Raw genomic sequence first — 26,055 nt, 5'->3', positions numbered from 1 at the left:
CCTCCGTAGCTAATTGGTCGTGCTGTCAGTTGTGGGGTTGTCTGACGTCACGTGTTGATGTGTATACAAATGATCGGTACAGTATTCATAACTGCCTTCACATTTTGAGCAATAACGAAAATCCAGGTTCGGGGAATCTTTCTCCGTCCGTCCGCAAACAGCACATTTATGATGTGTTCCGCCCTGGGGCATAATCTTCATCTGTTTATGGAAATTATTCTTTCTTTTTATCTCTTTTGGATTCAGCCGGCTTACATTCCGGGTTAAAAGAAAGAAGATGAAGAAGTTCAATAAAGACATAACGATTGTGATTCTGGTTGTCATTCCGCCGGCAATGAAGCCATAAAGGAAATAAACACCATTAAATACCGCCAGCCATTTCGCTTTTACCGGAATCACAAAAAACACTAAAAATTCCAAATCAGGAAACGTTGCAGCAAAAGCAAAGAACAGAGAATAATTAAGAAATTCTGTCGTAAGGAACACGACATTCCCTGTTAAAAAATACACAATAAGGGCTGCTGCCACATGACCGATTACTCCCATAAAAAAATAAACATTAAACCGAAACGCTCCCCAGATTCTCTCTAAGTTCTGACCCAGCATATAGTAAAGATACATAGCGATCAGACTGAAGAACAGATTCGTACCTCCCGGCGGATAAATCATAAATGTTATGATTCTCCAGACCTGCCCTCTTAAAATCATCTTTGCGTTGAGGGAAAGGTATTCCAGATAAAACCCAGGTGCAACAAGCTCTAAAACAAGCCCTGCACCATACAATCCGATAATATAATACATCAGATTTGAAATCGCATATTTTCTGAATTTGCGCTCCAGATTATAAAAAAATTTCATGTTTCCTTCCTTTTCCTAATTATAGTATAAGACTAAAACAGATCCTTTTTCGAAAAAATCCAGGCAACAATCAGGGTCAGGACCAGTGTAAAGCCCAATACAATCAAAAACCCGTAAGGATTGTTGGCAAAGGGCATTCCCTTGCTGTTCACATTCATCCCGTAAAAACTCGCCACCATGGTGGGTATGGACATAACAATCGTAATAGTAGCAAGAAACTTCATTACAATATTTAAGTTGTTGGAAATTACAGAAGCAAACGCATCCATGGTTCCGCTTAAAATACCGCTGTAGATATTCGCCATCTCAATCGCCTGCTTGTTTTCGATGATTACATCCTCTAAAAGCTCCGTATCTTCCGGATACTTTTTGATTTTTTCATTCCGCATCAGTTTTTCAAGCACGATCTCATTGGAACGCAGGGAAGTAGTGAAGTACACAAGAGTCTTCTCCAGTTCCAGAAGCTCAATTAATTCCCTGTTCTTCGTGGATTCATGAAGTTTTTGTTCTATCACTACAGTCTTTTTGTCAATGACTCTTAAATATTGCAGATATAGTGACGCATTCTTATACAGAATCTGTAAAATAAAACGTGTTTTCATATACGTATGGAAATCCCTGACCCTGCCGTCCATGAACGCATTGAGCACTGTAGTATCTTCCAGACAGACTGTAATAATGGTCTCGTCCGTTGTTATAATCCCCATAGGTATGGTCACATACCAGTCTTTGTCATTCCGCTCCTCAATGGTTGGAACATCCACCAGAATCAGTGTGTAATGATCCTCCGTCTGGATACGGGAACGCTCTTCCTCATCGAGAGGCGCTCTTAAATCATCCGGATCAATCCTGTAAGTGTTTGCGATTTCCAGAATCTCTGTAGCAGTGGGGTTTGTAAGCGCTATCCAGGAACCTGGAGAAAGCTCATCCTTTTGTTGCAACAGACCATCCTCTGTTTTATATATCTGTATCATAGCGTTTCCCCCTTCCACTAAAAAATCATAAAAAATTCCTTGACAGACTTCGACTTATACATTATAAAATCCCCAACCCTTTTTGTCAAACAAAATGAATCCGTATTTTGTGAACTTAAACAATTTTTGCCTGTTTTAGCAGTAATTTATCATGGAATGACAATTGTATTATTTCTTATTTTATGTTAAACTGATGTTCGGTGAGCCAGCAACTTACTTTTACACAAAAGGAGGCAGGGGATACCCCCGCACATATGATTACATACAATACTTTAGGAATCGACATCGGTTCTACTACCGTTAAAATTGCAATATTAAATGAGAAAAACGAAATGTTATTCTCTGATTATGAACGGCATTTTGCCAACATACAGGAAGCACTTGCCGGTCTTCTAAAGAAAGCTTTTAAAGAACTTGGTCCCATGAACTTACGGGCAGGCATTACCGGTTCGGGCGGACTGACTTTATCAAAACATTTAAAGGTGGCTTTTGTCCAGGAAGTTGTTGCAGTTGCCACTTCCCTTAAGGATTATGCCCCACATACTGACGTTGCAATCGAACTGGGCGGAGAAGATGCAAAAATAATTTACTTCACCGGCGGCATTGATCAGCGTATGAACGGTATCTGCGCAGGCGGAACCGGTTCTTTTATTGACCAGATGGCATCTCTGTTACAGACTGACGCTTCTGGATTAAACGAATATGCTGCCAACTATAAGGCAATTTATCCAATCGCTGCCCGCTGTGGTGTATTTGCCAAATCGGACATCCAGCCACTCATTAACGAAGGGGCTACCAGGGAAGATCTTGCGGCTTCTATTTTTCAGGCGGTTGTAAACCAGACCATCAGCGGACTGGCTTGCGGAAAACCGATCAGAGGTCATGTTGCCTTCCTGGGAGGCCCTTTGCATTTTCTTCCGGAACTGAAAAAAGCATTTATTCGTACCCTTAAACTGTCTGGAGATGCGATCATTGCACCAGATCACTCCCATCTTTTTGCTGCCATTGGCGCAGCCATGAACGCTTCCGAATCTTCTGAAGAGATCATCTCTCTGGAAGATATGATTACCCGGTTATCCACCGGCATCCGCATGGCATTTGAAGTAAAGAGAATGGAACCTCTGTTTAAGGATCGGGCTGATTTTGACGAATTTATACAAAGGCATGATGCTTATACCGTGAAAAAAGGAGAATTGTCTTCCTATCACGGAAAATGTTTCCTTGGAATTGACGCAGGGTCCACAACTACAAAAGTTGCCCTGGTAGGGGAAGACGGGACTCTTCTGTACAAATTCTATAGCAGTAACAACGGAAGTCCTCTTGCCACAGCCACCCGTGCCATGAAAGAGATTAAGGAACAGCTGACAGAGGACAGCGAGATCGTATGGTCCTGTTCCACCGGATATGGAGAGGCTTTATTAAAGGCGGCTTTTCTCCTTGACGAAGGGGAAGTTGAGACAATCTCCCACTATTATGCTGCTTCTTTCTTTGAACCGGATGTAGACTGTATTCTGGACATCGGCGGTCAGGATATGAAGTGCATCCGCATTAAAAACGGCACAGTAGACAGCGTTCAGTTAAACGAGGCGTGTTCTGCCGGCTGCGGTTCATTTATTGAGACCTTCGCCAAATCTTTGAATTATAAGGTGGAAGATTTTGCAACCGAAGCACTGTTTGCCGAAAATCCAACCGATTTAGGAACCAGATGCACTGTATTTATGAACTCCAATGTAAAGCAGGCGCAGAAAGAAGGCGCTGATGTAGCAGACATTTCCGCCGGCCTTGCTTATTCCGTAATTAAAAATGCTTTATTTAAGGTTATAAAGATTACGAGCGCAGAAGATCTTGGCAAGCATGTGGTTGTCCAGGGCGGTACATTTTATAATAACGCAGTACTGAGAAGCTTCGAGAAAATCTCCGGCTGCCACGCAGTCCGTCCTGATATTGCAGGTATTATGGGTGCTTTCGGTGCCGCCCTTATTGCACGGGAACGCTATAACCAGTCTGAAAAGACCACCATGTTAAGCCTTGATGAGATATTAAATCTGCATTATGAAACTTCCATGGCACGCTGCAGAAAGTGCACCAATAACTGCGTTCTTACGGTAAACCGTTTTGACGGAGGACGTAAATTCATCTCCGGTAACCGCTGTGAACGTGGTCTTGGAAAAGAAAAAGCTTCCAATGATGTACCAAACCTGTTTGAATACAAGTTCCACCGCATGTTTGATTATGAACCATTAACAGAGGAACAGGCAGAACGAGGCACCATCGGAATCCCCAGAGTCCTTAATTTATATGAGAACTACCCCTTCTGGGCGGTTTTCTTTAAGACGCTGAAATTCCGTACTATCCTTTCCCCTCAGTCCACCAGAAAGATCTATGAGATGGGCATTGAGTCCATTCCAAGTGAATCTGAGTGTTATCCTGCAAAGATTGCACATGGTCATGTGGAATGGCTTATAGGGGAGGGAATTAAGACTATTTTCTACCCCTGTATCCCTTATGAGCGGAATGAATCGCCGGATGCGGGTAACCACTTTAACTGCCCTATTGTTACCTCATATGCAGAAAATATAAAGAACAACGTAGAAGGAATTAAGACAGAACAGATTCGTTTTCTCAATCCGTTTATGGCTTTTACCAACGAAGATATTTTAACTGCACGTCTGATTGAAGTATTTAAAAATGAATTTCAAATTTCTGCATCAGAGATCTCCCATGCTGCCCACGCTGCGTGGAGTGAACTGATGGCTTCCAGGGAAGATATGGAGAAAAAAGGGGAAGAAACCCTGCTCTGGCTGAAAGAGAATGACCGCCACGGAATTGTTCTGGCGGGACGTCCTTACCATACAGATCCTGAGATCAACCATGGAATCCCGGAACTTATTACTTCTTTTGGTCTTGCGGTTCTTACAGAAGATTCTGTTTCCCATCTCGCCGAGATTGAACGGCCAATGGTGGTAACAGACCAGTGGATGTACCACACTAGGCTCTATCGCGCCGCTACACTGGTTAAAAGAGAGAGAAACCTGGACTTAGTCCAGCTCACCTCCTTTGGCTGCGGTTTAGATGCTGTAACCGCAGATCAGGTCAGTGATATCCTTACCGGCTCCGGAAAGATTTATACGGTCTTAAAGATCGACGAAGTCAATAATCTGGGGGCCGCAAGAATCCGAATCCGTTCACTGATTGCTGCATTAAAGGTGAGGGATAAGGAACATTTTGACCAGAAACCGGTATCAAGTGCTTATCACAGAGTTACCTTTACCAAGGAGATGAAAAAGGACTACACCATTCTCTGCCCTCAGATGTCACCTATTCACTTTGATCTGATTGAACCTGCCATCCGTACCTTTGGCTATAAGATCGAAGTGCTGCAAAACGACAACCATTCTGCGGTTGACACGGGACTGAAATATGTGAATAATGACGCATGTTACCCTTCCCTGATCGTGGTTGGTCAGATTATGGAGGCTCTTTTGTCCGGTAAATACGACTTAGACCGTACGGCTGTATTCATGAGCCAGACAGGCGGAGGCTGCCGTGCCTCTAACTACATTGGCTTTATCCGGAGAGCACTGGACCGATCAGGCATGAGCCAGGTTCCTGTAATCTCTGTAAATGCCAACAACATGGAGACCAACCCGGGCTTTAATATTACACTGCCTATGCTGACAAAAGGTATGCAGGCGGTTGTCTACGGTGATGTGTTTATGCGGGTTTTATATGCCACCCGCCCTTACGAGAAGATTCCTGGCTCAGCCAATTCCCTTCACGAGAAGTGGAAAAAGCGATGCATTGAATCTCTTTCTAAGAAGACGCCGGATATGATGACCTTCTCCAAAAATATCAGGGGAATCATCAGAGACTTCGATCAACTGGAACGCAACAATATCCAGAAACCAAAGGTTGGTGTTGTAGGGGAAATCCTGGTTAAGTTCTCTCCTCTGGCAAATAACCATATTGTAGAACTATTGGAATCAGAAGGAGCAGAGGCAGTGATGCCGGATCTGATGGACTTTTTACTGTACTGCTTCTATAATAACAACTTTAAGGCAGAAAACTTAGGCGGGAAAAAGAAAACCGCTGTTCTGTCCAACATGGGAATCTCTCTGCTTGAGTTCTTCCGTAAGACAGCAAAGCAGGAACTGACCAAGAGCAAACATTTCATCGCTCCTTCCCATATCGGCAATCTGGCAGACATGGCAAAAGACTATGTTTCCATCGGTAATCAGACCGGTGAAGGCTGGTTCTTAACCGGAGAGATGCTGGAACTGATTCATACAGGCACCAATAATATTGTCTGCACCCAGCCATTTGGCTGCCTTCCTAACCACATTGTTGGAAAAGGGGTAATCAAAGAACTGCGCAAAACCCACCCGGATTCCAATATTATTGCCGTGGACTATGATCCCGGTGCTAGTGAAGTAAACCAGTTAAACCGTATTAAACTGATGCTTTCAACGGCACAGAAAAATCTTGCCAAAGAGCAGGCACCAACCGAAAGAAATACTTGATTATTTAAAATAAAAAAACATCCTGAACCAGTCTTTTCTGGCAAATCAGGGTGTTTTTTTATAAAATACACATATTATTTTCTTAAATTTTCCATTTTTAATGAAAGGAACTGTTTTTTCTTTTCTATAAAAGCTTTCATAATAAAAGACTTTTTTAACTTTTTTACTCTTTTTACTGTTACCATAATACGGAAATATTACAAAAGTATTAACTTTTATCGCATTTCTTACGCATTCTTACGCCTTTTTTACTTGCCTTGACCCTGGAGCTACTCCATGGTTTAAAGTCACATCAACAGCGAAACCCGCTGGCAAACAAACAGGTATTACGAAAGGAGACTGAACACATGAGAAAACAGAAACTGAAATGGATCGTTCCCTGCGCGGCTGCGCTTTTCACCATAGGTGCCTCTATGACATCCTTTGCAGCCCAGGGCTGGACCGAGGAAAATAATACATGGGTGTATTATGATAACAACGGGGATCAGACAACAGAGACCTGGAGAAAATCCGGAGACAACTGGTTCTACTTAGATTCCGACGGCCAGATGGCAATCAGCACATTAATTGAGGACAATGACAATTACTACTATGTCAATTCCGCAGGTGCTATGGTAACCAACGAGTGGCGTGAAATCACTTCTGATGAAACTGATGACGAAGATGGTCAGGATACTTACTGGTATTATTTCGGTAGTAACGGAAAAGCTTACAAAGCAGGAAATTCCGGAAGGACCAGCTTCAAGTCTGTTAAAACAGCAGATGGTAAAGTCAACGATTATGCCTTCGATACCGAAGGAAGAATGCTTTTTGGCTGGGTAAACGAAGACGCTTCCCGTGTAACTGGTGATGATGCATGGAAAGAAGGAACCTATTACTTAGGAGCTGCTAACAGCGGTGTAAAAGCAAGCGGCGAATGGAAATTAATCGAAGTTGTTGATGATGACAATAACAAAGATAACTTTGACGGCACTTACTGGTTCTACTTCGGCAACAATGGTAAGAAGATGAAAGATACTTCTAAAACCATTAACGGCAAGAAATACCGTTTCAATGAATACGGTGCTGCTGAATCCGAATGGTATGAGAAAGCTTCTGCTGCTACTGCAAGCAACCCAAATCAGTACTATAACCTTCCAGAGCAGTCATGGCTTGCAAAAGGCTGGTTCAAAACCGTTCCAAGCGAAACTGTTGACCAGGAAGCAAATGAAAACGGTGATGAGTACTGGTTCTATGCAAATAACAGCGGAGACCTGGTAACAAACCAGATCAAATCCATCAACGGATTAAGATATGCGTTTAATGAAAAAGGCGAAATGCTTGCAGGACTTTACAAGCTGACCTTTGATTCAAACAGAAATATTACATCTTATGATGAAATTGAAACAGAAGATGAATTCCCAGGCGTAGATGACGAAGCTTTCGTTTACTACTTCGGTAACTCTCCAAAAGAGGGTGCTATGGCTACTGGTAAGACTACAATCGACCTTGATGGCGAAAAGTATACCTATAACTTCCGCAAATCCGGAAGCAACAAGGGTGCAGGCTACAACGGTATCAACGATGACAGCATTTACATTCAGGGACGTCTGTTAAAAGCTGACAGAGATGAGAAGTATAAAGTAGTAGAATTCAACGGCAAAGAATACTTAGTTGGAATTTCCGGCAAACTTGCTAAGAATAAGTCAAACGTGAAAGACGGAGACGAGAAATACTACAAGACTAACAGTGACGGAACTATCAAAGAATCCAGTTACGAAAAAATTAAATAATCCAATTCATTACATCATAATATGAACATCACAGTACACTAATATCATAATTATGCACTAACATCCTAATACACTAAGTAAAAACGGGCTTTGAAATGGTAACACACACCTTTCAGAGTCCGTTTTTTATTTTAAGAAATAATTGGCATAATAATTCTGACAAATCCGTTCACAATAATAGACGTAACAATCAATGAAGGAGGGTTTATCTATGATAGTAAACGGGAAAAATGAATGTATTGAATGTTCTATCGACAACTGCGCTTATCACGCAAAAAGTGAAGACTACTGTACACTGGACAAAATCAAAGTAGGAACTCATGAAGAGAATCCAACAAAAAAAGAGTGTACCGACTGCATGTCTTTCAGCAACCAGGCCTAAGCAGCCATACTGATTTCCTCCTAAAATACTGCGCACTGATCCTGCGCAGTATTTTAATGCAAAATAAAAACTGCCAACAGGCAGCTTTTATTTTATGAATTAAGCATATAATGGGTATTTATCACAGATCTTTGTTACTTCACTTCTGATGTAATCGCCTTTGTTCTCAAAATCAGTGGCAGCAAGCCAGATACATTCTGCAATCTTAGCCATATCTTCTTCCTTTAAACCACGGGAAGTAATGGCTGGAGTTCCGATACGGACACCAGAGGTAACAAAAGGACTTCTTGGGTCGTTTGGTACTGCATTCTTATTAAGAGTAATATAAACCTCATCACAACGGTTCTGAAGCTCCTTACCAGTCACTTCCATTCCTCTTAAATCAATTAACATCAGGTGGTTATCGGTTCCACCTGTCAAAATATTAAATCCCTGCTTGATTAAAGCGGCTGCCAGGGCTTTGGAGTTCTTAATTACCTGCTCCTGATAACCCTTAAACTCCGGTTTTAACGCCTCTCCCAGACATACTGCCTTTCCTGCAATAACATGCTCTAAAGGACCACCCTGTGTTCCTGGGAAAATTGCCTTATTAAAGTTAAACTTATCAGCAGCTTCCTGATTGGCAAGAATCATTCCGCCTCTTGGTCCCCGCAATGTCTTATGGGTAGTCGTGGTAACAACGTCTGCATAGGGAATGGGGCTTTCATGAAGTCCGGCTGCCACCAGACCGGCAATATGAGCCATATCTACCATTAAATATGCTGACACCTTATCCGCTACTTCACGGAATCTCTTAAAGTCAATGGCTCTTCCATAAGCACTTGCACCGGCTACAATCAGCTTTGGCTTATGCTCAACGGCAAGACGCTCCATCTCATCATAATCAAGAATTCCTTCATCATTAACACCATAAGGTACAATATTAAAATATAAACCGGAAAAGTTAACAGGGCTTCCATGAGTCAAATGTCCACCATGATTTAAGTTCATTCCCATAACTGTATCCCCTGGCTTCAGCATGGCAAGAAATACTGCCATATTCGCCTGAGCACCGGAATGAGGCTGCACATTGACATAATCACAGCCAAAAAGCTCCCTGGCACGTTCAATGGCAATGGTTTCAACCACATCCACTTCTTCACAGCCACCATAATAACGCTTTCCAGGATATCCCTCTGCATACTTATTCGTAAGTACTGTGCCCATTGCCATCATAACCGGCTCAGAAACAATATTCTCTGATGCGATCAGCTCTAAGTTTCTTCTCTGGCGTGCACACTCTTTCTCAATGGCTTCCCCGACTTCCTTATCATAGCCGGTAATAAACTTCATTACTTCATTTACCATGTCCATTCCCTCACTTTTCCGTTAAAACTACGACTTTTGTATTTTGGTCGATTATATAGCCACTTCCCGATTCTGTCAAGGCTTTCTAGGATATCTTTGAAATCTTATAACTCTTTATCACAATCTGAAGAGACCGGTTTCCATTGTATTCATTGACTGCAGGATAATAAATGACATCAAGCATCCGACTGTCTCCCAGTTCCTGCATAAACCGGTCCCCATCGGTGAATAAAAGTCCGTCCATAGGCACTCCGTCCTTGGCTGCGAGAGAAAATTTCACAACATTTCTATTTTTCCCCATAACTCTTACGCTTCTTATGTATAAATCCTTCTGGGCAAACGAAGGTTTTTCATTTCCCTGCCCAAAAGGCTCTAACCGTTCCAATTCCTCAATGAATGGTTCACTGATGTACTCAAAAGGCATGGGAACATCAATCCACACTTTGCGGATAAAATCATCTTCTGTTAGCTTTGCCAGTTGATTTAACCGGCGGCGGAATTCATCTACATCTTCTCTTTTTAAAGATAGCCCTGCTGCCAGAGGATGCCCTCCGAATTTTATAAGCAGGTCCTTTACCTCCACCAGGGAATCAAACATGTGGTAAGCTTCAATAGAACGGCCTGAACCCTTCACATGCTCCTCCCCATCGGTTAAAACAAATGCCGGCTTTTGAAAATGCTCCCGAAGCCTGCCGGCAATGATTCCCGCCAGTGACTCGTGACACTCAGGAAGATAGACCACCAGCACCTTGTCCTGTGCATAGAGAGATTTCACCTGTTCCATTGCCTGCTCTGTCCCTTCTTTTGTCATGGTCTTTCTCTGGTCGTTTAAATCCTTTAATTCCATCGCCAGACGGTCTGTCTCTGATTCATCCTCACTTAGCAATAGGGATAGAGCGAGTTTGGCGGTCTGCAGACGTCCCCCCGCATTTAAACAGGGACCGATTACAAACCCAATCTGATATGCCGTCATCTCATCTTTATCCAGATTATTCTTTTCAATCAGCTTTAACAGACCGGAACTTCTGGTACTGCCAATCCGCTTTAACCCTTCCTTAACAATGATTCTGTTCTCATCCTGAAGCTTCATCACATCTCCCACTGTAGCAATGGCAGCAAACTCCAGCATCTCAACGCACTTATCTGCCGGAATGGAACAGGACTCATACAACGCCTGAACCAGCTTATATGCCACCAGACCGCCGCAGATCTCTTTATAAGGATAAGTACAGCTCATCTGCTTGGGATTGACAATGGTGTCTGCCGGAGGAAGAAGTTCTTTGCCCTCTTCCTTTCTGATATCATGGTGATCTGTTATAAGGACTGTAAGCCCCAGCTCTTTTGCAAGCCTGATCTGATCCACGGCCGCAATGCCATTATCACAAGTCAGAATGGTATCAATCCCGTCTGCTGCTGCTGCCCTGATAATGGATTCATTAATTCCGTATCCATCCTTAATCCGGTCAGGAATCTCATAATCTACAACTGCCCCTGCTTCTTTTAGTCCCTTATATAACAGGTATGTGGAACACACCCCATCAATATCATAGTCACCAACGATTCTTATGGGTTTTGAGTCCTTAATCTTACTCTTTATGATGTCAACCGTTATATCCATATCTTTCAGCAGATGAGGACTGTATAAATCCTTTAAACCGCCATGAAGATATCGTTCCACGGATTCTCTTCCTATTACATCCCGGTTTCTTATAATTCTGGCAGTTACCGGAGTTATACCATGACATTTTGCCATTTCATTAAAATCTGCCCGTTTCGTCTGTACCATCCATTTTTCTGCTGCCATGTTTTTTCTCCCTTACAAGCCAGATGACGACTTATGTACTAATAAATCCCCTCTATCTTCTCTCCCCAAAGCTTTAACTGGTTTCTTCTTACCAGATAATCCGGCAATACATCAGCCACTGTATTCCAGAATGCCCTGGAATGATTCATATGAATCCGATGGGACAATTCATGAACCACCACATAATCAGCCAGCGTCTGGGGCAGAAGAACAAGCTTCCAGTTAAAATTCAGATTCCCTTTTGAACTGCAGCTTCCCCATCTGGTGGACTGATCCCGTATGGCAATCTTTTTATAAGATACGTTCATACATTGCGCCCAGAAGGAGGTTATCTCCTCTAAATAACTTCTTGCCTCTTTCCTGTACCACTGCTTCATGACACCTTGCACTTCTTCCTCATCAGCCGCCCCTGCTGCTTTTAAAAAGGGAACGGCAACGGTAATCTCCTCTTCCGAATCAAGAGTAATGCGGGCTTTCAAATCAGGGCTTTCCTTTACATGCAGGACGATATCCTTTCCATGAAGCAGTACACCTGCCCCTTCGCTCCAGTGAAATTCCTGTTTCTCTTCTGCCCTTTTCTGTATCCGGTCTAATTGTTTGTAAATCCACTCTTTATTTTTAAGGATCAGCTTCCGCCCGTCTTCCTCCGAAGCATAGTCAGGCAGCCGGACCACAACTTCCCCATCTTTTGTTACCTGGATTGCCATAGAGCTCCTTCTGGAAAACACAATCCGGTACGCAACATTCTTTTCTGACATTCTCTGCACCATAACCTTTACGGATCCTAAAATGACCCTGCTTTAAATTTCTCTCTCAAATATCATATTATACCATAAAAATAAAAAAAAGGAGACATCTATTCACAAGAGATATCTCCATTTCTGATAAATTTAAGGAAAGACAATTGCCTCCATCATACGCATTAATTCCATGGCACTGCGAAACCCAACTGCTTTTCCATTGGTCATTTTCCCCTGCACTCTGCCCTGCAAACTGGAATGAAGCCGGTATTCCACGGTTATCAGCATCGTAGCCCTCGCTTTCACTGAATAAGATACCAGACTGCTGCTGTCCTGAAACCTCACTTTTGCCTTAATCGGAACATTACTTTTTAATTTTCTGTGCTCCATAAATTCTTTTTCCATGGCATCATTTAAAAATCTGGGTTCCGTTGAGGGGTGAGGGGTTCCGATCCAGTCACACATTTCATCAATCCGAAGGATCATTTCTCCTTCATTTTTAAAAGGAACCGGATATTCCATATAACAATTAAGAATCTCGCCATAAAGAGCACCTTCTTTTCTGCCGTGTATGCAGACAAGCATTGTACTGATTCTGACTGCTCTTGTCATGAATGTACAGGCTTTGTGAATCTGTTTTCTATTTATCATTTCGTTCTATCCCCTTTCCGTATCAAACCGGTCAATCACTCTCTCCAGTACATTTACATAGTTCTGCGGATAGGAAGAACGCTCCCCCCGTATCAGCCGGAATGCTTCCCAGGACCTCATTGAATGACTTGTGGTAAAATAATCATACATATCTGCAACCATAACAATCTTCGTGTATTCATTGATCTTTTCCTCCGTCAGTTTCCAGGGATACCCGCTTCCATCCATTCTCTCATGATGCTGCAGAATAATGTCCCTGCTGCTTTCCGGCAACGCACTTCCAGAGACATAACGGACACCAAGAACACAGTGCTTCTGGAAAATCGCCTCCTCCTCCCTGGTCCGCTTTCCAGAGATGTTTAAAATCCGTTTTGAGATCAGACGTTTTCCAATATCATGAAACAAGGCTCCCAGAGCAATTTCCATTAAAGTCTTTTCAGAATAATTAAGCTCCGCTCCCATCATAAGGGATAACAATGCAACATCCAGTGAATGAGGATATAGTTCATCACTTTTTAGCGTTAATGTATTAATATACTCACTCCATGGTTCCTGATCCGACTCATATAAAATCTGATTCATCACTTTATATGCCTCATCAAGCACTTTCTGGTTACTGGATTCCGTTTCTTTTTTTAGCTTCACCAGGCACCTGGTTTCTTTCCAATGATTATCAGCCCAATGATTGCTGCTCATCTTGTCACCTGCTCTCTTTTGTCTTTCAAATGTAACACTCTATAGATATTGTTGCGTTTCTTACTTCTTTCAGTGTATTATTGTATATTGGACAATTTTTGCTTACGGTTTAGTAAGAAAATAAAATGGAGGAACAAAAAATGACAGTAGAGCCAATACGGGAAAAGGGAAAAATATCACAAATGTACAGCCTCCTCTATAGCAGGAATCCCAAATATGCGGTAATTTTTAAATTTGGAATCAACACAGGATTGCGAATCAGCGACATCATATCCATTCGGGTATCTGATATCTTTCTGGATGAGGAACATTTTAAAGATTACTTTGCATTAACAGAAAAAAAGACAGGAAAACAAAAGAAAATCAAACTTAACGAGACCTTAAGAAATACCTTACGCGATTATGTCCTGAAAAAATCCTTAACCTGCGATGATTACCTCTTTCCCAGTCAGAAAGGGGGATATGTGGGGCGAATTCAGATATACAGGGTTCTCAAACAGACAGCCTGTTCACTTGATATTGAAAACTTTGGAACACACAGCCTTAGAAAAACCTGGGGGTACTGGACTTACCGGATGTCACAGTACAATATTGGATTGATTATGGATACCTTTAATCACAGTTCCCCCAGAGTAACACTACGTTATATTGGAATTAATCAAGATGAAAAAGATGAGCTTTATGCCCTTGTTCAACTATAGAATTGGAGAAATAAGCAGAAAAAAACACATATTATTGACACAACAGTTATTATTACCTATAATATTTATTATAAAATACAACAATATCTATATATTGTTGCATTTTTATGGTGAATTTAAACATATTACATGTGTTATCATAGGACAATCTGGTGAAAAGTATTCAAATGGATAAATATCCCACTCCAACAAGATTGCAGAACTATTTGCCCCTGCTTACGGGAGTATGATATAATGACTAAAATGTTATTTACACTGGAGGAATGACCCATGTATGAGTTTTACTTACTGGATATTGATAATACACTGCTTAACTTTGATGCCGCTGAACAAGAGAGCTTTCGGAAACTCATGGAATCCTACGACATTCCATTCCAGGAAGATTTATTTACCCGCTATAAGGAGATCAATAAAAATTTATGGAATCTGCTGGAGCAGGGCAAGATTGATAAACCCACCATATTGACAGGACGGTTCAGGGAATTTTTTTCCTCTCTGGAACTGGACATTAATCCTTCTGAAGCAGAGCACCGTTTTCAGAACCATCTTAGCGATGGCAAAGAGATGATGCCCAATGCCGAAGAAGTGCTCCGCTGTTTAAAAGACGCTGGAAAAAAACTTTATTCTGCCTCTAATGGTGTGTACGCAACCCAGATCAGACGTTTGAAAATCGCCGGTCTTTTTCACTACTTTGAAGGTATGTTTATCTCAGAAAAAGTGGGATTTGAAAAACCAAATATCGGTTTCTTTGACCATTGTTTTAATAATATCAAAGATTTTAATAAAACCACAACGATTATGGTTGGAGACAGCCTGACTTCTGACATACAGGGTGCTCTTAATTCTGGAATTGCTTCCTGTCTTTACTCCCCAACAGGAAACAATCCCTCTTTAAAGGCAACTCATACCATCTCTGATTTGAGGGAGCTTCTTTCCCTGTAACATTTATTGATAGAATCTTCCTTCCAGTGCCAGATACTGGTCAAGGATCATCCGGGATACCCTTGCTCCGAATACCATGGCAGGGTGTCCCGGATAATACATGGCATCGGAGAATTGTTTATGGAACATTACAATTACATAAGGTCCATAGGGAGTGAATACAATTCCTCCGTCATTTCTGCATCCATCCATGCTTCCGCTTTTTGATGCCACCGTTATTAATACATCATCTGTATTGTCACTGTCCATAAAATACGGAGGAAAGTCCTTTGTAATCATGCTGTTGTAATGCTGCTGTTTTAAGATCTCAAGCATCTGGCTGTCTGCACCGGTACTGATCAGCTCTCCTTTTGCCAGCCGGATAAACACACTTGCATAATCCGCCGGTGTACTGGTTCCCAGTCTTTTGTACTGCTCAAAATGGATGGGATTATAAAGTATGGTATCCTTGCATCCAAGCCTTTTTATACAGTTGTTAATGGTATCAATTCCCAGATAATCAATCAGCATATTGGTTGCAATGTTATCACTTACTATAATCATAAAAGTTGCCGCATCAATAACACGGAGAACTGCCCCCGGCGTTAATGCTGAAAGCACACCACTTCCCTCAACGATATGCTCTTCCTTATATTTCAGCATATCAGTAAGAGAAGCATTTCCTTTCTCTGCCTCATCAAATAAACTGGCAAGAATCAGAGTTTTAATGGCACTTGCCGTTTCAAAGGTTTCATCTGCATGTACTTTCACTACATTTCCATGAAAATCATCAAGATAAATTCCCATGAATCCATCATAGCTTTTTATTTCTGCTTCCACTCTTTTTTCCAATGTGAGCCTGGAATCCATATGATCCTCCATTTCATCAGACTGAACTAAAATATACTGCCAGAAGCGTACCAGCTTTCTGCCAGATCTTTACGGTAATCTTTGGCAGAAGGATTGAGGCTATTGATTCTTACCCCACTTCTCCCTGCTTTTCCTGTTGAATGAATATAAGCACCATCTCCCAGATACATGGCAATGTGACCTGGAAAATACATCAGATCCCCTGGCATCATTGCTTCCTTTGCAATCTCATGAACCGGAAATCCTGATTTTATTTTTGCATCCCGGAAAATCAGAACTCCATTAAGCAGATAACTCTCCGAGGTAAGCCCAGAACAGTCAATTCCATCTGCCGATCTTCCTCCCCAGCGATACTGGGTTCCCAGATATTTTAAGGCATCTTCCACAACTGCCTTTCGAAACTTTATTTCATCCGCAATTTCTTTCTGAGGCAGAACATTCGTCCACAACATTTCCTGAGAAAATTCTTTTCTTCTCACATCCTCTTTTCGTATATACCCCTTCTCTCCATTGAGAAGTTCTGCTGCCAGCCAGCCTTCATGGCCCGGATCAGACGCTCCTGCTTTTATTACCGCTCCCCTTGGAAGTGTGAGAAGGCGGACTCCCTGCACTCTGGGCAAGGACAGCACATCTCCATGACTTCTGTCAACAACCATCAGTCCACTTGCTTCATATTCTTTTATCTCCGCCAGGGAAAGGACTTTTATCTCTTCTTCTCTGACAAAACCAGAATATCCGTAGAACGTTTCTGCCGGATAATATCCTCCAATCAGATCTCCAGTGATCTTTAGACCCATTCCATATAAAACTTCATCAGCGATAGCAGAGATTTCCTCTCCATGCGGATTCTCCTTACTTTCTCCCGGCAATTCCCACAGAGTTACTACCGGTTTATTTATCACTCCAAACAGCTCCATGAAACTCCTTTCTGATTGGGAACCTAATTTCTATACCGCTTTCTATAGTCTTCCCCTTCTTTTTGATTTGCAAGCACAAAATGATCCGGACGAATTTCCTGCCAAAATGGTTTATCCTCAGAGTAATCATGTACAGACGGATTATAAATCACAAGCTTCTTATTTCTTTCCCTCCTTGGATCAGGCATGGGAATTGCAGATAAAAGTGCTCTCGTATAAGGATGAATGGCGTGGGTAACCAGTTCTTCTGTTTCTGCCATCTCCACAATCTCCCCTTTCCTGATCACGGCAATCCTGTCTGTAATAAACCGCATCACAGACAGATCATGCGCAATGAACAGATAGGTAATCTGTTTCCTTTTCTTCATCTCATTCAGAAGATTTAACACCTGTGCCCTTACCGATACATCCAAAGCAGAGATTGGTTCATCCGCAATAATAAAATCCGGATTCATGATTAATGCTCTTGCAATTCCAATCCTCTGTCTCTGCCCGCCTGAAAACTCATGAGGAAAACGTCCTGCAAAATCAGGCAGCAGACCTACGTCACAAAGAGCCTGCTCCACCCGCCATTTCCGCTGCCTTTTACTGAGTTCCGGCTCTAAATTCATCAGCCCCTCACTGATAATATAATCTACCTTGGCTCTTTCGTTTAAAGACGCCTGAGGATCCTGGAAAATCATCTGAATCTCTCTAATCACCTTATGATCCAGTTGCCTGGAAATATCCCCATTGATTTTCTCTCCCTTGTACCGGATTTCTCCCCCTGAAGCCTTTACAATCCGCATAATTGCACGCCCAATGGTGGTTTTTCCAGATCCCGATTCCCCTACAAGTCCCAGTGTCTCCCCTTTATATATTTGAAAATTCACACTTTTTACTGCATAATAAGCTTTTTTCCGTTCTCCAAATGCCACACTCAAATTTTTCACTTCCAATAATATTTCCCGTTCCATCACATCATACCTCCCCTTCTGATTTTCTCAACCGCAGACGGCAAAGGTACCTTTGGCGCTCTTGGATCTGAAAGCCAGGTCTTTACTTTGTGGGTAGCAGACACGAAAAATGCAGGAGGACGTTTTACAAAATCAATATTTAGTGCTTTTGGATTGCGAGGTGCGAATGCATCCCCTTCTATGGCAGTATAAAGACTGGGAGGAGTTCCGGGAATGGAAAAAAGCGCCTCCCCCTTCTGCCCTGCCTGAGGAAGAGAGGATAAAAGTGCCCAGGTATATGGATGTCTTGGATCATAAAAAATCTCATCACTTGTCCCGATTTCCACAATATCTCCGGCATACATCACTGCTACCCGGTCAGCAATGTTTGCAACCACTCCCAGGTCATGAGTGATGAAAATAACAGAAAGACCATATTTATAACGCAGGTTTTTAATCAGATCAAGAATCTGTGCCTGAATAGTCACATCAAGAGCCGTTGTGGGTTCATCGCAAATTAAAATCTTAGGATTACATGCTATTGCAATGGCAATGACCACTCTCTGCCTCATTCCACCCGAAAATTCATGAGGATACTGCTCAAACCGGATCTCCGGTTCCTCTATTCCCACATCCTCCAGATACTGAAAGGTTCTCTTAATTGCCTCTAAGCGTCCTACCTTCTGATGGAGCACAACAGCCTCCATAATCTGACTTCCGATGGTTCTGAGGGGATTTAAGCTGGTCATAGGGTCCTGCATAATCATGGCGATTTCACGTCCCCGTATTTTCCTGAAATCTTTTTCTTTTTTTATAGAGGTAATAACGACTTCCTGCCCATCATCTGCCCCATAATAAATAATGCTTCCTCCGGCTACAGAACCGTTTTTCTCCAGGAGGCCCATAAAAGATCTTGCAAATACAGACTTTCCGCTTCCCGATTCTCCTACAATCGCCAGAACTTCTCCTTTATAAATATCCAGAGATATCTGCCTGATTGCATGCAGTGTCTTTCCACGAAGTTCAAAATGGATATCCAGATCCTTTACCCCTAAAATAATCTTCTCACGCTCCATCTCTTTCCTCCTTACACATGGTTTTTGGGGTCAGCTGCATCAGAAAAAGCATTCCCGATGATATAAAATGATATGGTAACAAAAGAAAGAATTATAGTTGGATATAAAAGCTGATAACGCAGTGCGGCACTGGTAACCAGCACCCGCCCTTCATTAATCAGATTCCCCAGGCTGGGAGTATCCACCGGAAGCCCCAGTCCAATATAAGTAATAAACACTTCATTTCCAATAGCAGCAGGAATGGTAAGCGCCATACGAAGCATGATTACGGATACCAGATAAGGCAGAAGGTTCCTTACAACAATCCGGCTCACCGGTGTTCCAAGACAGCGGCTTGCCACGTTATAGTCTCTGTCCCGGATAATCAGGATCTGGTTTCTTATAAATCTCGCCATCTGAATCCAGCCAGTGAGACACATGGCAAATACAAGAGTCTGTACACTGGGTTTTAAAATATAGGAAATCAATATTAAAATAATGGTACCTGGGATGTTATCAATAATATTATAAACTTCTGTAAGCAGAAAATCTGCCTTTCTCACATACCCCCAGATCACACCAACCGTAATGCCTATAACTGCCTCTGCCATGGCAACCAGAAATCCAATGATCAAAGAGGTTCTGGTTCCTGCCCAGATTCTTGCCCATAAGTCCTGCCCGATGGAATTGGTCCCAAGAAGAAACCCTTTTCCAGGCGGAACGTTCCGGTACTGCATTCCACTGCTGTCATTCATAATGGTATTTGGATCATGTTGACCAGGCAGATAAGGCTGAATAAATGTAAATGCAAGCAGCAGAAGCAGCAGAACAAATAAAACAACTGCTCCCCTGTTCTTTAAAAAAGACTGAATGGTACTGCCCCAATAGGAATAGTTGCTATACCCTGTCCGCTCCGCCTCTCCCTCCTGAAACTCTGCAAAGGAAAACAGCTCCGATTCCTCCATGTGATTCATCAGATCCGCTTCTTTTGTATGCCGGTAAGAAAACTGTTTCATCACCTGTCACCCTCTTTCCTTCCCAGACTGATCCGAGGGTCCAGCATGACCATCAGCACATCTCCGATTAAAAGCCCTAAGACTCCCACACAGGCATAGAGAAGCACAATTCCCTGAACCATAGTATTGTCATGCTTTTTTATCACTGTCACAAGCAGTCCTCCCATTCCAGGAATACTATAAAGAGATTCGATATAGATAGATCCAATTACAGTATTTAAAAACGCTGTAGGGATGTACTGAACCAGAGGAACAAAGGCATTGCGGAACATGTGCCGAACAATAATCTGATTCTCTGATAATCCTTTTGCCTTTGCCAGCTTTACATAATCCCTGTTGCTTTCATCTACCATATACCGCCTAAGCCACATACCATAAAATGCAATATTTCCCAAAGACATGGAAAGAATGGGGAGAATCCAGTATCTTGGATCATCAATCTGAAATAAAAGCCCTACTTTTAGTATACTGGTCCCATATAGCTGGATATACAGAAAATAGACAGTAGCCGGAACTGCCTGGATACAAACAATGAATAAGGTTCCAATCCGATCCGCAAGACCATGCTGGAATCTTGCCATCAAAGCACCTAAAGGCAATCCGATCAACAGCGATACCACCATGGACCAGCCCCCAAGTTTTATGGAAACAGGAATCTTATCAGCCAATATGTCGGAAACCGGAACATTAGCACGATAAATCCGTGACACCCCCAGGTCCCCATGAAATAAATCTGCAAAAAAGCCAATAATCTGGACCGGCAGGGGATCAGAAAGCCCCATTTCCTTTAACCCAACCTGGATCTGCTGGGAAGTCATTTTATCAAAGTTCTGGAAATACCCCTCAATCGGCATAAACCGAAGCAGGCAGAACACTGCCGTTAAAATGATTGCCAGGGTAAGAAAAGAACGGGCAATTCTTTTACCTAAATATTTTACCATCAGCTTCCTGTCTCCTCTTCTTTGGACGATTCTTTTATTTTACATCTGCTTCCCTGTTTTTCTTAAACTCTTCCATAGAAACATAGTGGTCCAGAAGATGCTGTCCTTTATACCGAAGATTCGAAACCCCAAACGGTGCGTACTGCCCCTCAAATACATTTAATTTGGATGCCACGTATTTGCTGACAGAAATGCTGTAAGGCAATACAAACCCATGTTCAATTAAACTTGCCTCTGCCTTTGCAAATGCCTCATACCGTGCATTAATATCCACTTTAATTCCTTTTGCTGCTTCCACTAATTGAAAATACTCCTGGGCTGCTTTAGCAGAAGGTGTCCCCTCTTCAACAGCCTTTGCAATATTTCCATATTTAAATCCAGGATCATACCCATTTTCTTCTTTTTCCTGATAAAATGGATCTGTCCAGGTCTCCGGGTCTGCATAATCTGCTCCCCAGTTGCATTTCATCAGTGCATATTTCCCACCTCTCCGCACTTCTGTCAAAAATCCATCTGCCGGACCAGCCTCAACAATCACATGAATAAAATCATTGCCGAGAAGGCTCTCCATCTGCTGTTTTACCACCTGACATTCCTTATCCCAGTTGACTTCTGAGGGGTTATAAGGCATCAGAACCTTGACCGGGAACGTAACTCCTTCTGCCCCCAATTCCTCTTTTGCAAGATCCCGGTATTCTTTTGCCTTTGCTTCATCAAAGGTATTGCCTAAATCCGCCACATCCCCCACTGCTGTATAATCCGTTCCATCTTCATTAAATGTAAAATCTGGAGGTGTGATGGATTGGATTACATAATCATCCGGATTAGACGGTTCCATGACTGCAACCTGCTTTGTCTTATTTAATCCGGAGAACAATGCCTTTCTAAAATTCTCATTATTTACCGCCTTTCTCCAGTTATCCGGTTCATACGCCGCATCAAACTGGGGATTAAAATTAAAACTATAAAAGTAAGAATAACTGGTTTTCGGTCTCTCCCTGCTTACCAGATTTTTTGTCTCCTCATTCTGTAACCAGTCATCCAGAATATCTGCAGAAATTTCCGCATAATCAATCTCCCCCCGCTTTACCATCTCTGGTCCAATGGTATTGTATTCTGCATTATAAATTTCCTGTATTTCATTTATGTAAACAAAATCCGCATCATAGTTTAAGGGATTTTTCTTTAATACATGCTTTTCCTGAGGTGAAAATTCCTCCAGATAATAAGCTCCATTGTAATACATTTTATCCGCCCCGGTTCCAAACTCTTTACCAAGCTCCTCAAGCTGAGGTCCGTATGCAGGCATATAAATAATATAAGCCAAGGAAGATAGGAAATAGGGTACTTCCCGTTCTAATGTATAGGTAAGTGTATGGGCATCAATTGCCTTCACTCCTACCTCAGAAAAATCAATCTGGTCCCACACCGTTTCATTCTCATCTTTGCCGCCCTGATAAACCAGTCCATTGTAATACTGATCTGCATTGGCAATGATACCAAACAGATTCTGGACATTGGAGCTTTCATTTTCAGGTGTCAACTGATATTTCATTGCATCAACAAAATCCTGAGCGGTAACTTCTGCCACTTCTTTTCCAGTATGATCAACCCATTTTGCTTCCCTCAGATGAAATGTCCATGTCATCGTAGAATCGTCAAAACTCCAGTCCAATGCAAGCCCCGGCTTAATCTGCCCTTTGCTGTCATACTCTACCAATGTATCAACACAATTTGCCCCAATCTTATAGTCCCCCTCCGAGGACGAAACCAGATAATTCAAGGTTGCAGCTTCCGCTCCATATAACTTCGTGTATACCGCCTGATTTGCTTCCTGAACTGAACCCTTTCCATTTACTCCTTTAGATTCCTGATCCCCTGGTTTCTTTGCTCCGCAGCCGCTTAATATAGTAGACACTGCAATCACCACACAGAGTATTCCTGCCATAAATTTTCCTTTTTTCATTCACTTTCCTCCATTATCCTGATTTATTAATCTTGAAAAAATAATTCTGAAATAATAATCTTGAAATAATAGTCTTAAAATAATAGTCTTGAATAAATCAAACTTTACTTTGAATCCCTGTTCTTTTATTTTATGTTCAACTATAATAAAATTTGCCACTTAAAACTGATCCTCTCAATATTTTCCCTCTTATTCCACCTCGACTCTTTGACGTGGATTCATCTTTCCAATCCTTCCACCTTAATCCTCTCATCACAACTTTTCCATCTCAATCTTTTCATCCCAATCTTTTCATCCCAAATCTATGATCTTATATTTATATTAATTTTCTTATCATGTTTTTGGGCTATTTTGTATTCCTTTTTTAATTATTTTTCTTTACTTTTTTCTATTGATTTTCTATTGATCTTTCTATATTGCTCTTTCGATTAATCTTTCTATATTGATTTTCTATATTGATCCTTCTATATTGCTCTCCCTATATTGATCCTTCTATATTGCTCTCTCTATATTACTCTTTCTATTCCAATTTATATATTCCAATCCTTATCTCATATAAAATCTGTTTTTTCATGTCCTGAGTTATGTACCTTATATAATTCCAAGGAAATATCCGCCATAACCCTTTCAAAGCGGGGAGTGTCTGTCTCATTTCCACAGAAACAAACAATAAAAGGGTTTTTTCCATAAATAATTCCTACATCATGGCTGATTCCCATATCTTCGCCTGTTTTATGAGCAATCTCTGGCATGTGGGAAAGTGCTTTTAGATAAAAAGGAATTTTACCTGTTAACTGCTGGTTTTTCATAATTGATAGCATTTTCTCACTAGCCTGCTTACTGATTAACGTTCCAGCGTACATTATTTTTAACAGTTTTCCTACTTCTCCAACCGTAATATAATTTTCAATTCCGTTCCTTGCTTTCTCCAGATCAAACATCTTTCTGCGAAGTACCGTTTTCTCAAATCCAAACCTCTTAATGGCTGTGTTAATCTCTTCTATTCCCATGTGTTCAATCAATACATTCGTTGCCGTATTATCACTGAAAATAATCATCAGTGTGATCAGATCCATTACCGTTACTTCAATTCCCTCATGCAGATAGGTAAGAGCACCACACGATGGAACGCAATCCTTTTGTTTTATGGAAAACAGCATCTTGCAATTGTAGTCTCCCCTTTCCAACTGCTCAAATGCCACAGCCATAATAAATAGTTTTATTACACTTGCTGCCAAAAAAGGCTCCTGGTCTTTATAGAAAATCACATCCTCTGTATTTAAATTCTCATAATAAAACCCTATTTTTCCAGGTAGCTGTTCCAATCTTTTTATAATTTTAGATACCATTGTTTCTCATCACTCCTTTCAACAACTACTTCTATCCAACAATCACTTCTATTCAATGCACTTGACAAGCTAACCAAAGAACCAGATACAAAAAAGAGGCACTGTATCAATAGCCTGCAGTTGCCTCATCGCGTCGGAATATAAAATTTTATTCTATAATTAGTAGAATAAAATATAGAAAAAAATCAAGTTTTTTTTTAATATATATTTTTTCAAAAATAGCCTGTCTATATTTAATTTATTAGTAACATATACTCATTATTACTATTTTTTGCCTGCATCTTTCTCTAACAGTCAATCTTAACTTTTGACATTCTTAATTTACAACAAAAAAAGAACAGTCTTAAAATTCATAAAACTGTTCTTCACATGCGCTGGACAAGATTCGAACTCGCGGCCTTCTGGTCCGTAGCCAGACGCTCTATCCAGCTGAGCTACCAACGCATCCTTTGTACAAAGGTTACTATACACCTAATTGATCTATTTGTAAAGTGTAAAGCTGATATTCCATCAGCATAATCTTGTATTCACTTTCTATTACCAATATGATAGTTTATATAATAAAAGAGACACTCTATAAAGAATGTCTCTTTTAAGAACTTTAAAAGTTCTAGCTACGTGCGTGAGAAGATTCGAACTCCCGACACCTTGGTCCGTAGCCAAGTGCTCTATCCAGCTGAGCTACACACACATATTCAATTATTTGTCTCGTTAGACAAATGCCGGCGACCGGAATCGAACCGGTACGGGCGATTAAGCCCGCAGGATTTTAAGTCCTGTGCGTCTGCCAGTTCCGCCACGCCGGCATTCTCATGATTTCTCATGGAAATGGGACCTATAGGGCTCGAACCTATGACCCTCTGCTTGTAAGGCAGATGCTCTCCCAGCTGAGCTAAGATCCCATAAATGTTGCGATAAACAATTAAGCTTATCTGCTGGTTATAAAGTCTGTATATGTATACAGAACGACCCGGATGGGATTCGAACCCACGACCTCCGCCGTGACAGGGCGGCGCTCTAACCAGCTGAGCCACCAGGCCAGATTATCAAATATTTAGTTCAGTGTTAGTGGACCTTCGGGGACTCGAACCCAGGACCGACCGGTTATGAGCCGGTTGCTCTAACCAACTGAGCTAAAGGTCCTAAACATAATGATCTGATATATATTTAGTTTTTTGTGAAGCCGATGATCGGACTCGAACCGATAACCTGCTGATTACAAATCAGCTGCTCTGCCAATTGAGCCACATCGGCATTCAATGACCCCAACGAGATTCGAACTCGTGTTACCGCCGTGAAAGGGCGATGTCTTAACCGCTTGACCATGGGGCCAACTTCTCTTTTCGCTTTCCTCACAGTCTTTTGCCAGAGTATTACGAACACCCCGAGTAGGACAGGAACCAACGACCCAACGGTTAACAGCCGGTTGCTCTACCGACTGAGCTATCGAGGATTATTGCATTACTGCAACGATTGAGGCATATACCCTCAAAACCACACATTGTTATATATCTTCTTCATCCGTTCTTCCTCTTTATCAAAATACTAAGCTCGATAATACCTCGCTAAGTGTTTTGATATGCCTCGCACTAAACTCGTTGAATAACTCGTTAAGTGCTCTGGCGACCTAAACCAACCTG

At 41.7% G+C, this 26,055-nt stretch carries 20 protein-coding genes and 9 tRNA genes; 5 read left to right on the top strand and 24 right to left on the bottom strand.

What is annotated here, in order from left to right:
- Nucleotides 1-9 precede the first annotated feature (9 nt).
- Both FAY33_RS15930 and FAY33_RS15925 read right to left on the bottom strand, forming a co-directional pair.
- Entirely contained in the window at nt 10-858 is an 849-nt protein-coding gene (locus FAY33_RS15930; RefSeq protein WP_143322220.1) for a rhomboid family intramembrane serine protease, read from the bottom strand.
- A 32-nt stretch (nt 859-890) separates the two neighbouring features.
- Nucleotides 891-1,832, bottom strand: a complete 942-nt coding sequence (locus FAY33_RS15925) for a magnesium transporter CorA family protein (RefSeq protein WP_143322219.1) — start codon at nt 1,830-1,832, stop codon at nt 891-893.
- A gap of 254 nt (nt 1,833-2,086) precedes the next feature.
- On the opposite strand from FAY33_RS15925, the gene FAY33_RS15920 reads away from it, so the two are divergent.
- The 3 genes from FAY33_RS15920 to FAY33_RS15910 all read left to right on the top strand — a co-directional run bounded on the left by FAY33_RS15920 (nt 2,087) and on the right by FAY33_RS15910 (nt 8,506).
- The gene (locus FAY33_RS15920; RefSeq protein WP_143322218.1) at nt 2,087-6,352 is read left to right on the top strand and encodes a 2-hydroxyacyl-CoA dehydratase; all 4,266 of its coding nucleotides are present in this window, start codon (nt 2,087-2,089) and stop codon (nt 6,350-6,352) included.
- A gap of 347 nt (nt 6,353-6,699) precedes the next feature.
- On the top strand, nt 6,700-8,124 hold the full coding sequence (locus tag FAY33_RS15915; RefSeq protein ID WP_143322217.1) for a cell wall-binding protein: 1,425 nt from the start codon (nt 6,700-6,702) through the stop codon (nt 8,122-8,124).
- A 211-nt stretch (nt 8,125-8,335) separates the two neighbouring features.
- A complete protein-coding gene (locus FAY33_RS15910; protein ID WP_143322216.1) occupies nt 8,336-8,506 on the top strand; it encodes a DUF1540 domain-containing protein in 171 nt (56 codons plus the stop codon).
- A gap of 99 nt (nt 8,507-8,605) precedes the next feature.
- On the opposite strand, the gene glyA is transcribed toward FAY33_RS15910, so the two are convergent.
- The 5 genes from glyA to FAY33_RS15885 all read right to left on the bottom strand — a co-directional run bounded on the left by glyA (nt 8,606) and on the right by FAY33_RS15885 (nt 13,744).
- A complete protein-coding gene (gene glyA / locus FAY33_RS15905; protein ID WP_143322215.1) occupies nt 8,606-9,853 on the bottom strand; it encodes a serine hydroxymethyltransferase in 1,248 nt (415 codons plus the stop codon).
- An 85-nt stretch (nt 9,854-9,938) separates the two neighbouring features.
- Entirely contained in the window at nt 9,939-11,657 is a 1,719-nt protein-coding gene (recJ, locus tag FAY33_RS15900; protein WP_143322214.1) for a single-stranded-DNA-specific exonuclease RecJ, read from the bottom strand.
- Between the two features lie 38 nt (nt 11,658-11,695).
- The gene (locus FAY33_RS15895; protein WP_243126799.1) at nt 11,696-12,415 is read right to left on the bottom strand and encodes a SprT family zinc-dependent metalloprotease; all 720 of its coding nucleotides are present in this window, start codon (nt 12,413-12,415) and stop codon (nt 11,696-11,698) included.
- Between the two features lie 132 nt (nt 12,416-12,547).
- The gene (locus FAY33_RS15890; RefSeq protein WP_143322212.1) at nt 12,548-13,048 is read right to left on the bottom strand and encodes a hypothetical protein; all 501 of its coding nucleotides are present in this window, start codon (nt 13,046-13,048) and stop codon (nt 12,548-12,550) included.
- Between the two features lie 6 nt (nt 13,049-13,054).
- A complete protein-coding gene (locus tag FAY33_RS15885) occupies nt 13,055-13,744 on the bottom strand; it encodes an HD domain-containing phosphohydrolase (protein ID WP_143322211.1) in 690 nt (229 codons plus the stop codon).
- Nucleotides 13,745-13,884: 140 nt separating this feature from the next.
- Between FAY33_RS15885 and FAY33_RS15880 the strand changes: the two genes are divergently transcribed.
- A complete protein-coding gene (locus tag FAY33_RS15880) occupies nt 13,885-14,445 on the top strand; it encodes a tyrosine-type recombinase/integrase (RefSeq protein WP_143322210.1) in 561 nt (186 codons plus the stop codon).
- A 270-nt stretch (nt 14,446-14,715) separates the two neighbouring features.
- A complete protein-coding gene (locus FAY33_RS15875) occupies nt 14,716-15,387 on the top strand; it encodes a YjjG family noncanonical pyrimidine nucleotidase (protein WP_143322209.1) in 672 nt (223 codons plus the stop codon).
- A 3-nt stretch (nt 15,388-15,390) separates the two neighbouring features.
- Here the strand turns inward: FAY33_RS15875 and FAY33_RS15870 are convergent, their stop codons facing one another.
- The 17 genes from FAY33_RS15870 to FAY33_RS15790 form a co-directional block, all read right to left on the bottom strand.
- Nucleotides 15,391-16,236: a serine hydrolase gene (locus FAY33_RS15870; RefSeq protein ID WP_143322208.1), complete on the bottom strand. Its 846-nt coding sequence runs from the start codon at nt 16,234-16,236 to the stop codon at nt 15,391-15,393.
- A 26-nt stretch (nt 16,237-16,262) separates the two neighbouring features.
- Complete coding sequence (locus FAY33_RS15865) at nt 16,263-17,153, bottom strand: C40 family peptidase (protein WP_143322207.1); 891 nt, start codon at nt 17,151-17,153, stop codon at nt 16,263-16,265.
- 23 nt (nt 17,154-17,176) lie between these two features.
- Complete coding sequence (locus FAY33_RS15860; protein WP_185967662.1) at nt 17,177-18,109, bottom strand: ATP-binding cassette domain-containing protein; 933 nt, start codon at nt 18,107-18,109, stop codon at nt 17,177-17,179.
- Entirely contained in the window at nt 18,109-19,164 is a 1,056-nt protein-coding gene (locus tag FAY33_RS15855; protein ID WP_143322205.1) for an ABC transporter ATP-binding protein, read from the bottom strand. The genes FAY33_RS15860 and FAY33_RS15855 overlap by 1 nt, the downstream gene beginning before the upstream one ends.
- Before the next feature lie 11 nt (nt 19,165-19,175).
- Entirely contained in the window at nt 19,176-20,159 is a 984-nt protein-coding gene (locus FAY33_RS15850; RefSeq protein ID WP_143322316.1) for an ABC transporter permease, read from the bottom strand.
- Nucleotides 20,159-21,100, bottom strand: coding sequence for an ABC transporter permease (locus FAY33_RS15845; protein WP_143322204.1), 942 nt, complete (start codon nt 21,098-21,100; stop codon nt 20,159-20,161). The genes FAY33_RS15850 and FAY33_RS15845 overlap by 1 nt, the downstream gene beginning before the upstream one ends.
- Before the next feature lie 34 nt (nt 21,101-21,134).
- Nucleotides 21,135-23,066 carry a peptide ABC transporter substrate-binding protein gene (locus FAY33_RS15840; protein ID WP_143322203.1) on the bottom strand — a complete coding sequence of 644 codons (1,932 nt, stop codon included), beginning with the start codon at nt 23,064-23,066 and terminating at the stop codon, nt 21,135-21,137.
- A gap of 551 nt (nt 23,067-23,617) precedes the next feature.
- Nucleotides 23,618-24,415, bottom strand: coding sequence for a serine hydrolase (locus FAY33_RS15835; RefSeq protein ID WP_143322202.1), 798 nt, complete (start codon nt 24,413-24,415; stop codon nt 23,618-23,620).
- A 370-nt stretch (nt 24,416-24,785) separates the two neighbouring features.
- Nucleotides 24,786-24,859, bottom strand: a tRNA-Arg gene (locus FAY33_RS15830).
- A 173-nt stretch (nt 24,860-25,032) separates the two neighbouring features.
- A tRNA-Arg gene (locus FAY33_RS15825) sits at nt 25,033-25,106 on the bottom strand.
- 29 nt (nt 25,107-25,135) lie between these two features.
- Nucleotides 25,136-25,221: transfer RNA gene (locus tag FAY33_RS15820), tRNA-Leu, on the bottom strand.
- 23 nt (nt 25,222-25,244) lie between these two features.
- Nucleotides 25,245-25,317 (bottom strand) — tRNA-Val (locus FAY33_RS15815).
- A gap of 64 nt (nt 25,318-25,381) precedes the next feature.
- Nucleotides 25,382-25,455 (bottom strand) — tRNA-Asp (locus FAY33_RS15810).
- A gap of 29 nt (nt 25,456-25,484) precedes the next feature.
- Nucleotides 25,485-25,558, bottom strand: a tRNA-Ile gene (locus tag FAY33_RS15805).
- Between the two features lie 38 nt (nt 25,559-25,596).
- Nucleotides 25,597-25,669, bottom strand: a tRNA-Thr gene (locus tag FAY33_RS15800).
- 6 nt (nt 25,670-25,675) lie between these two features.
- Nucleotides 25,676-25,747, bottom strand: a tRNA-Glu gene (locus FAY33_RS15795).
- Between the two features lie 48 nt (nt 25,748-25,795).
- A tRNA-Asn gene (locus tag FAY33_RS15790) sits at nt 25,796-25,867 on the bottom strand.
- Nucleotides 25,868-26,055: the final 188 nt, after the last annotated feature.

The organism is Clostridium sp. HBUAS56010 (assembly GCF_007115105.1).
Classification (GTDB): Bacteria; Bacillota; Clostridia; order Lachnospirales; family Lachnospiraceae; genus Lacrimispora.
The sequence above is the reverse complement of the archived record's forward strand: the minus strand, read 5'-3'. Positions and strand labels throughout refer to the sequence as shown.

Coding starts and splice junctions, on each gene's coding strand:
- FAY33_RS15930 (WP_143322220.1), bottom strand. CDS start 858: ATGAAATTTTTTTATAATCTGGAGCGCAAATTCAGAAAATATGCGATT.
- FAY33_RS15925 (WP_143322219.1), bottom strand. CDS start 1,832: ATGATACAGATATATAAAACAGAGGATGGTCTGTTGCAACAAAAGGAT.
- FAY33_RS15920 (WP_143322218.1), top strand. CDS start 2,087: ATGATTACATACAATACTTTAGGAATCGACATCGGTTCTACTACCGTT.
- FAY33_RS15915 (WP_143322217.1), top strand. CDS start 6,700: ATGAGAAAACAGAAACTGAAATGGATCGTTCCCTGCGCGGCTGCGCTT.
- FAY33_RS15910 (WP_143322216.1), top strand. CDS start 8,336: ATGATAGTAAACGGGAAAAATGAATGTATTGAATGTTCTATCGACAAC.
- glyA (WP_143322215.1), bottom strand. CDS start 9,853: ATGGTAAATGAAGTAATGAAGTTTATTACCGGCTATGATAAGGAAGTC.
- recJ (WP_143322214.1), bottom strand. CDS start 11,657: ATGGCAGCAGAAAAATGGATGGTACAGACGAAACGGGCAGATTTTAAT.
- FAY33_RS15895 (WP_243126799.1), bottom strand. CDS start 12,415: ATGTCAGAAAAGAATGTTGCGTACCGGATTGTGTTTTCCAGAAGGAGC.
- FAY33_RS15890 (WP_143322212.1), bottom strand. CDS start 13,048: ATGATAAATAGAAAACAGATTCACAAAGCCTGTACATTCATGACAAGA.
- FAY33_RS15885 (WP_143322211.1), bottom strand. CDS start 13,744: ATGAGCAGCAATCATTGGGCTGATAATCATTGGAAAGAAACCAGGTGC.
- FAY33_RS15880 (WP_143322210.1), top strand. CDS start 13,885: ATGACAGTAGAGCCAATACGGGAAAAGGGAAAAATATCACAAATGTAC.
- FAY33_RS15875 (WP_143322209.1), top strand. CDS start 14,716: ATGTATGAGTTTTACTTACTGGATATTGATAATACACTGCTTAACTTT.
- FAY33_RS15870 (WP_143322208.1), bottom strand. CDS start 16,236: ATGGATTCCAGGCTCACATTGGAAAAAAGAGTGGAAGCAGAAATAAAA.
- FAY33_RS15865 (WP_143322207.1), bottom strand. CDS start 17,153: ATGGAGCTGTTTGGAGTGATAAATAAACCGGTAGTAACTCTGTGGGAA.
- FAY33_RS15860 (WP_185967662.1), bottom strand. CDS start 18,109: ATGGAACGGGAAATATTATTGGAAGTGAAAAATTTGAGTGTGGCATTT.
- FAY33_RS15855 (WP_143322205.1), bottom strand. CDS start 19,164: ATGGAGCGTGAGAAGATTATTTTAGGGGTAAAGGATCTGGATATCCAT.
- FAY33_RS15850 (WP_143322316.1), bottom strand. CDS start 20,159: ATGAAACAGTTTTCTTACCGGCATACAAAAGAAGCGGATCTGATGAAT.
- FAY33_RS15845 (WP_143322204.1), bottom strand. CDS start 21,100: ATGGTAAAATATTTAGGTAAAAGAATTGCCCGTTCTTTTCTTACCCTG.
- FAY33_RS15840 (WP_143322203.1), bottom strand. CDS start 23,066: ATGAAAAAAGGAAAATTTATGGCAGGAATACTCTGTGTGGTGATTGCA.
- FAY33_RS15835 (WP_143322202.1), bottom strand. CDS start 24,415: ATGGTATCTAAAATTATAAAAAGATTGGAACAGCTACCTGGAAAAATA.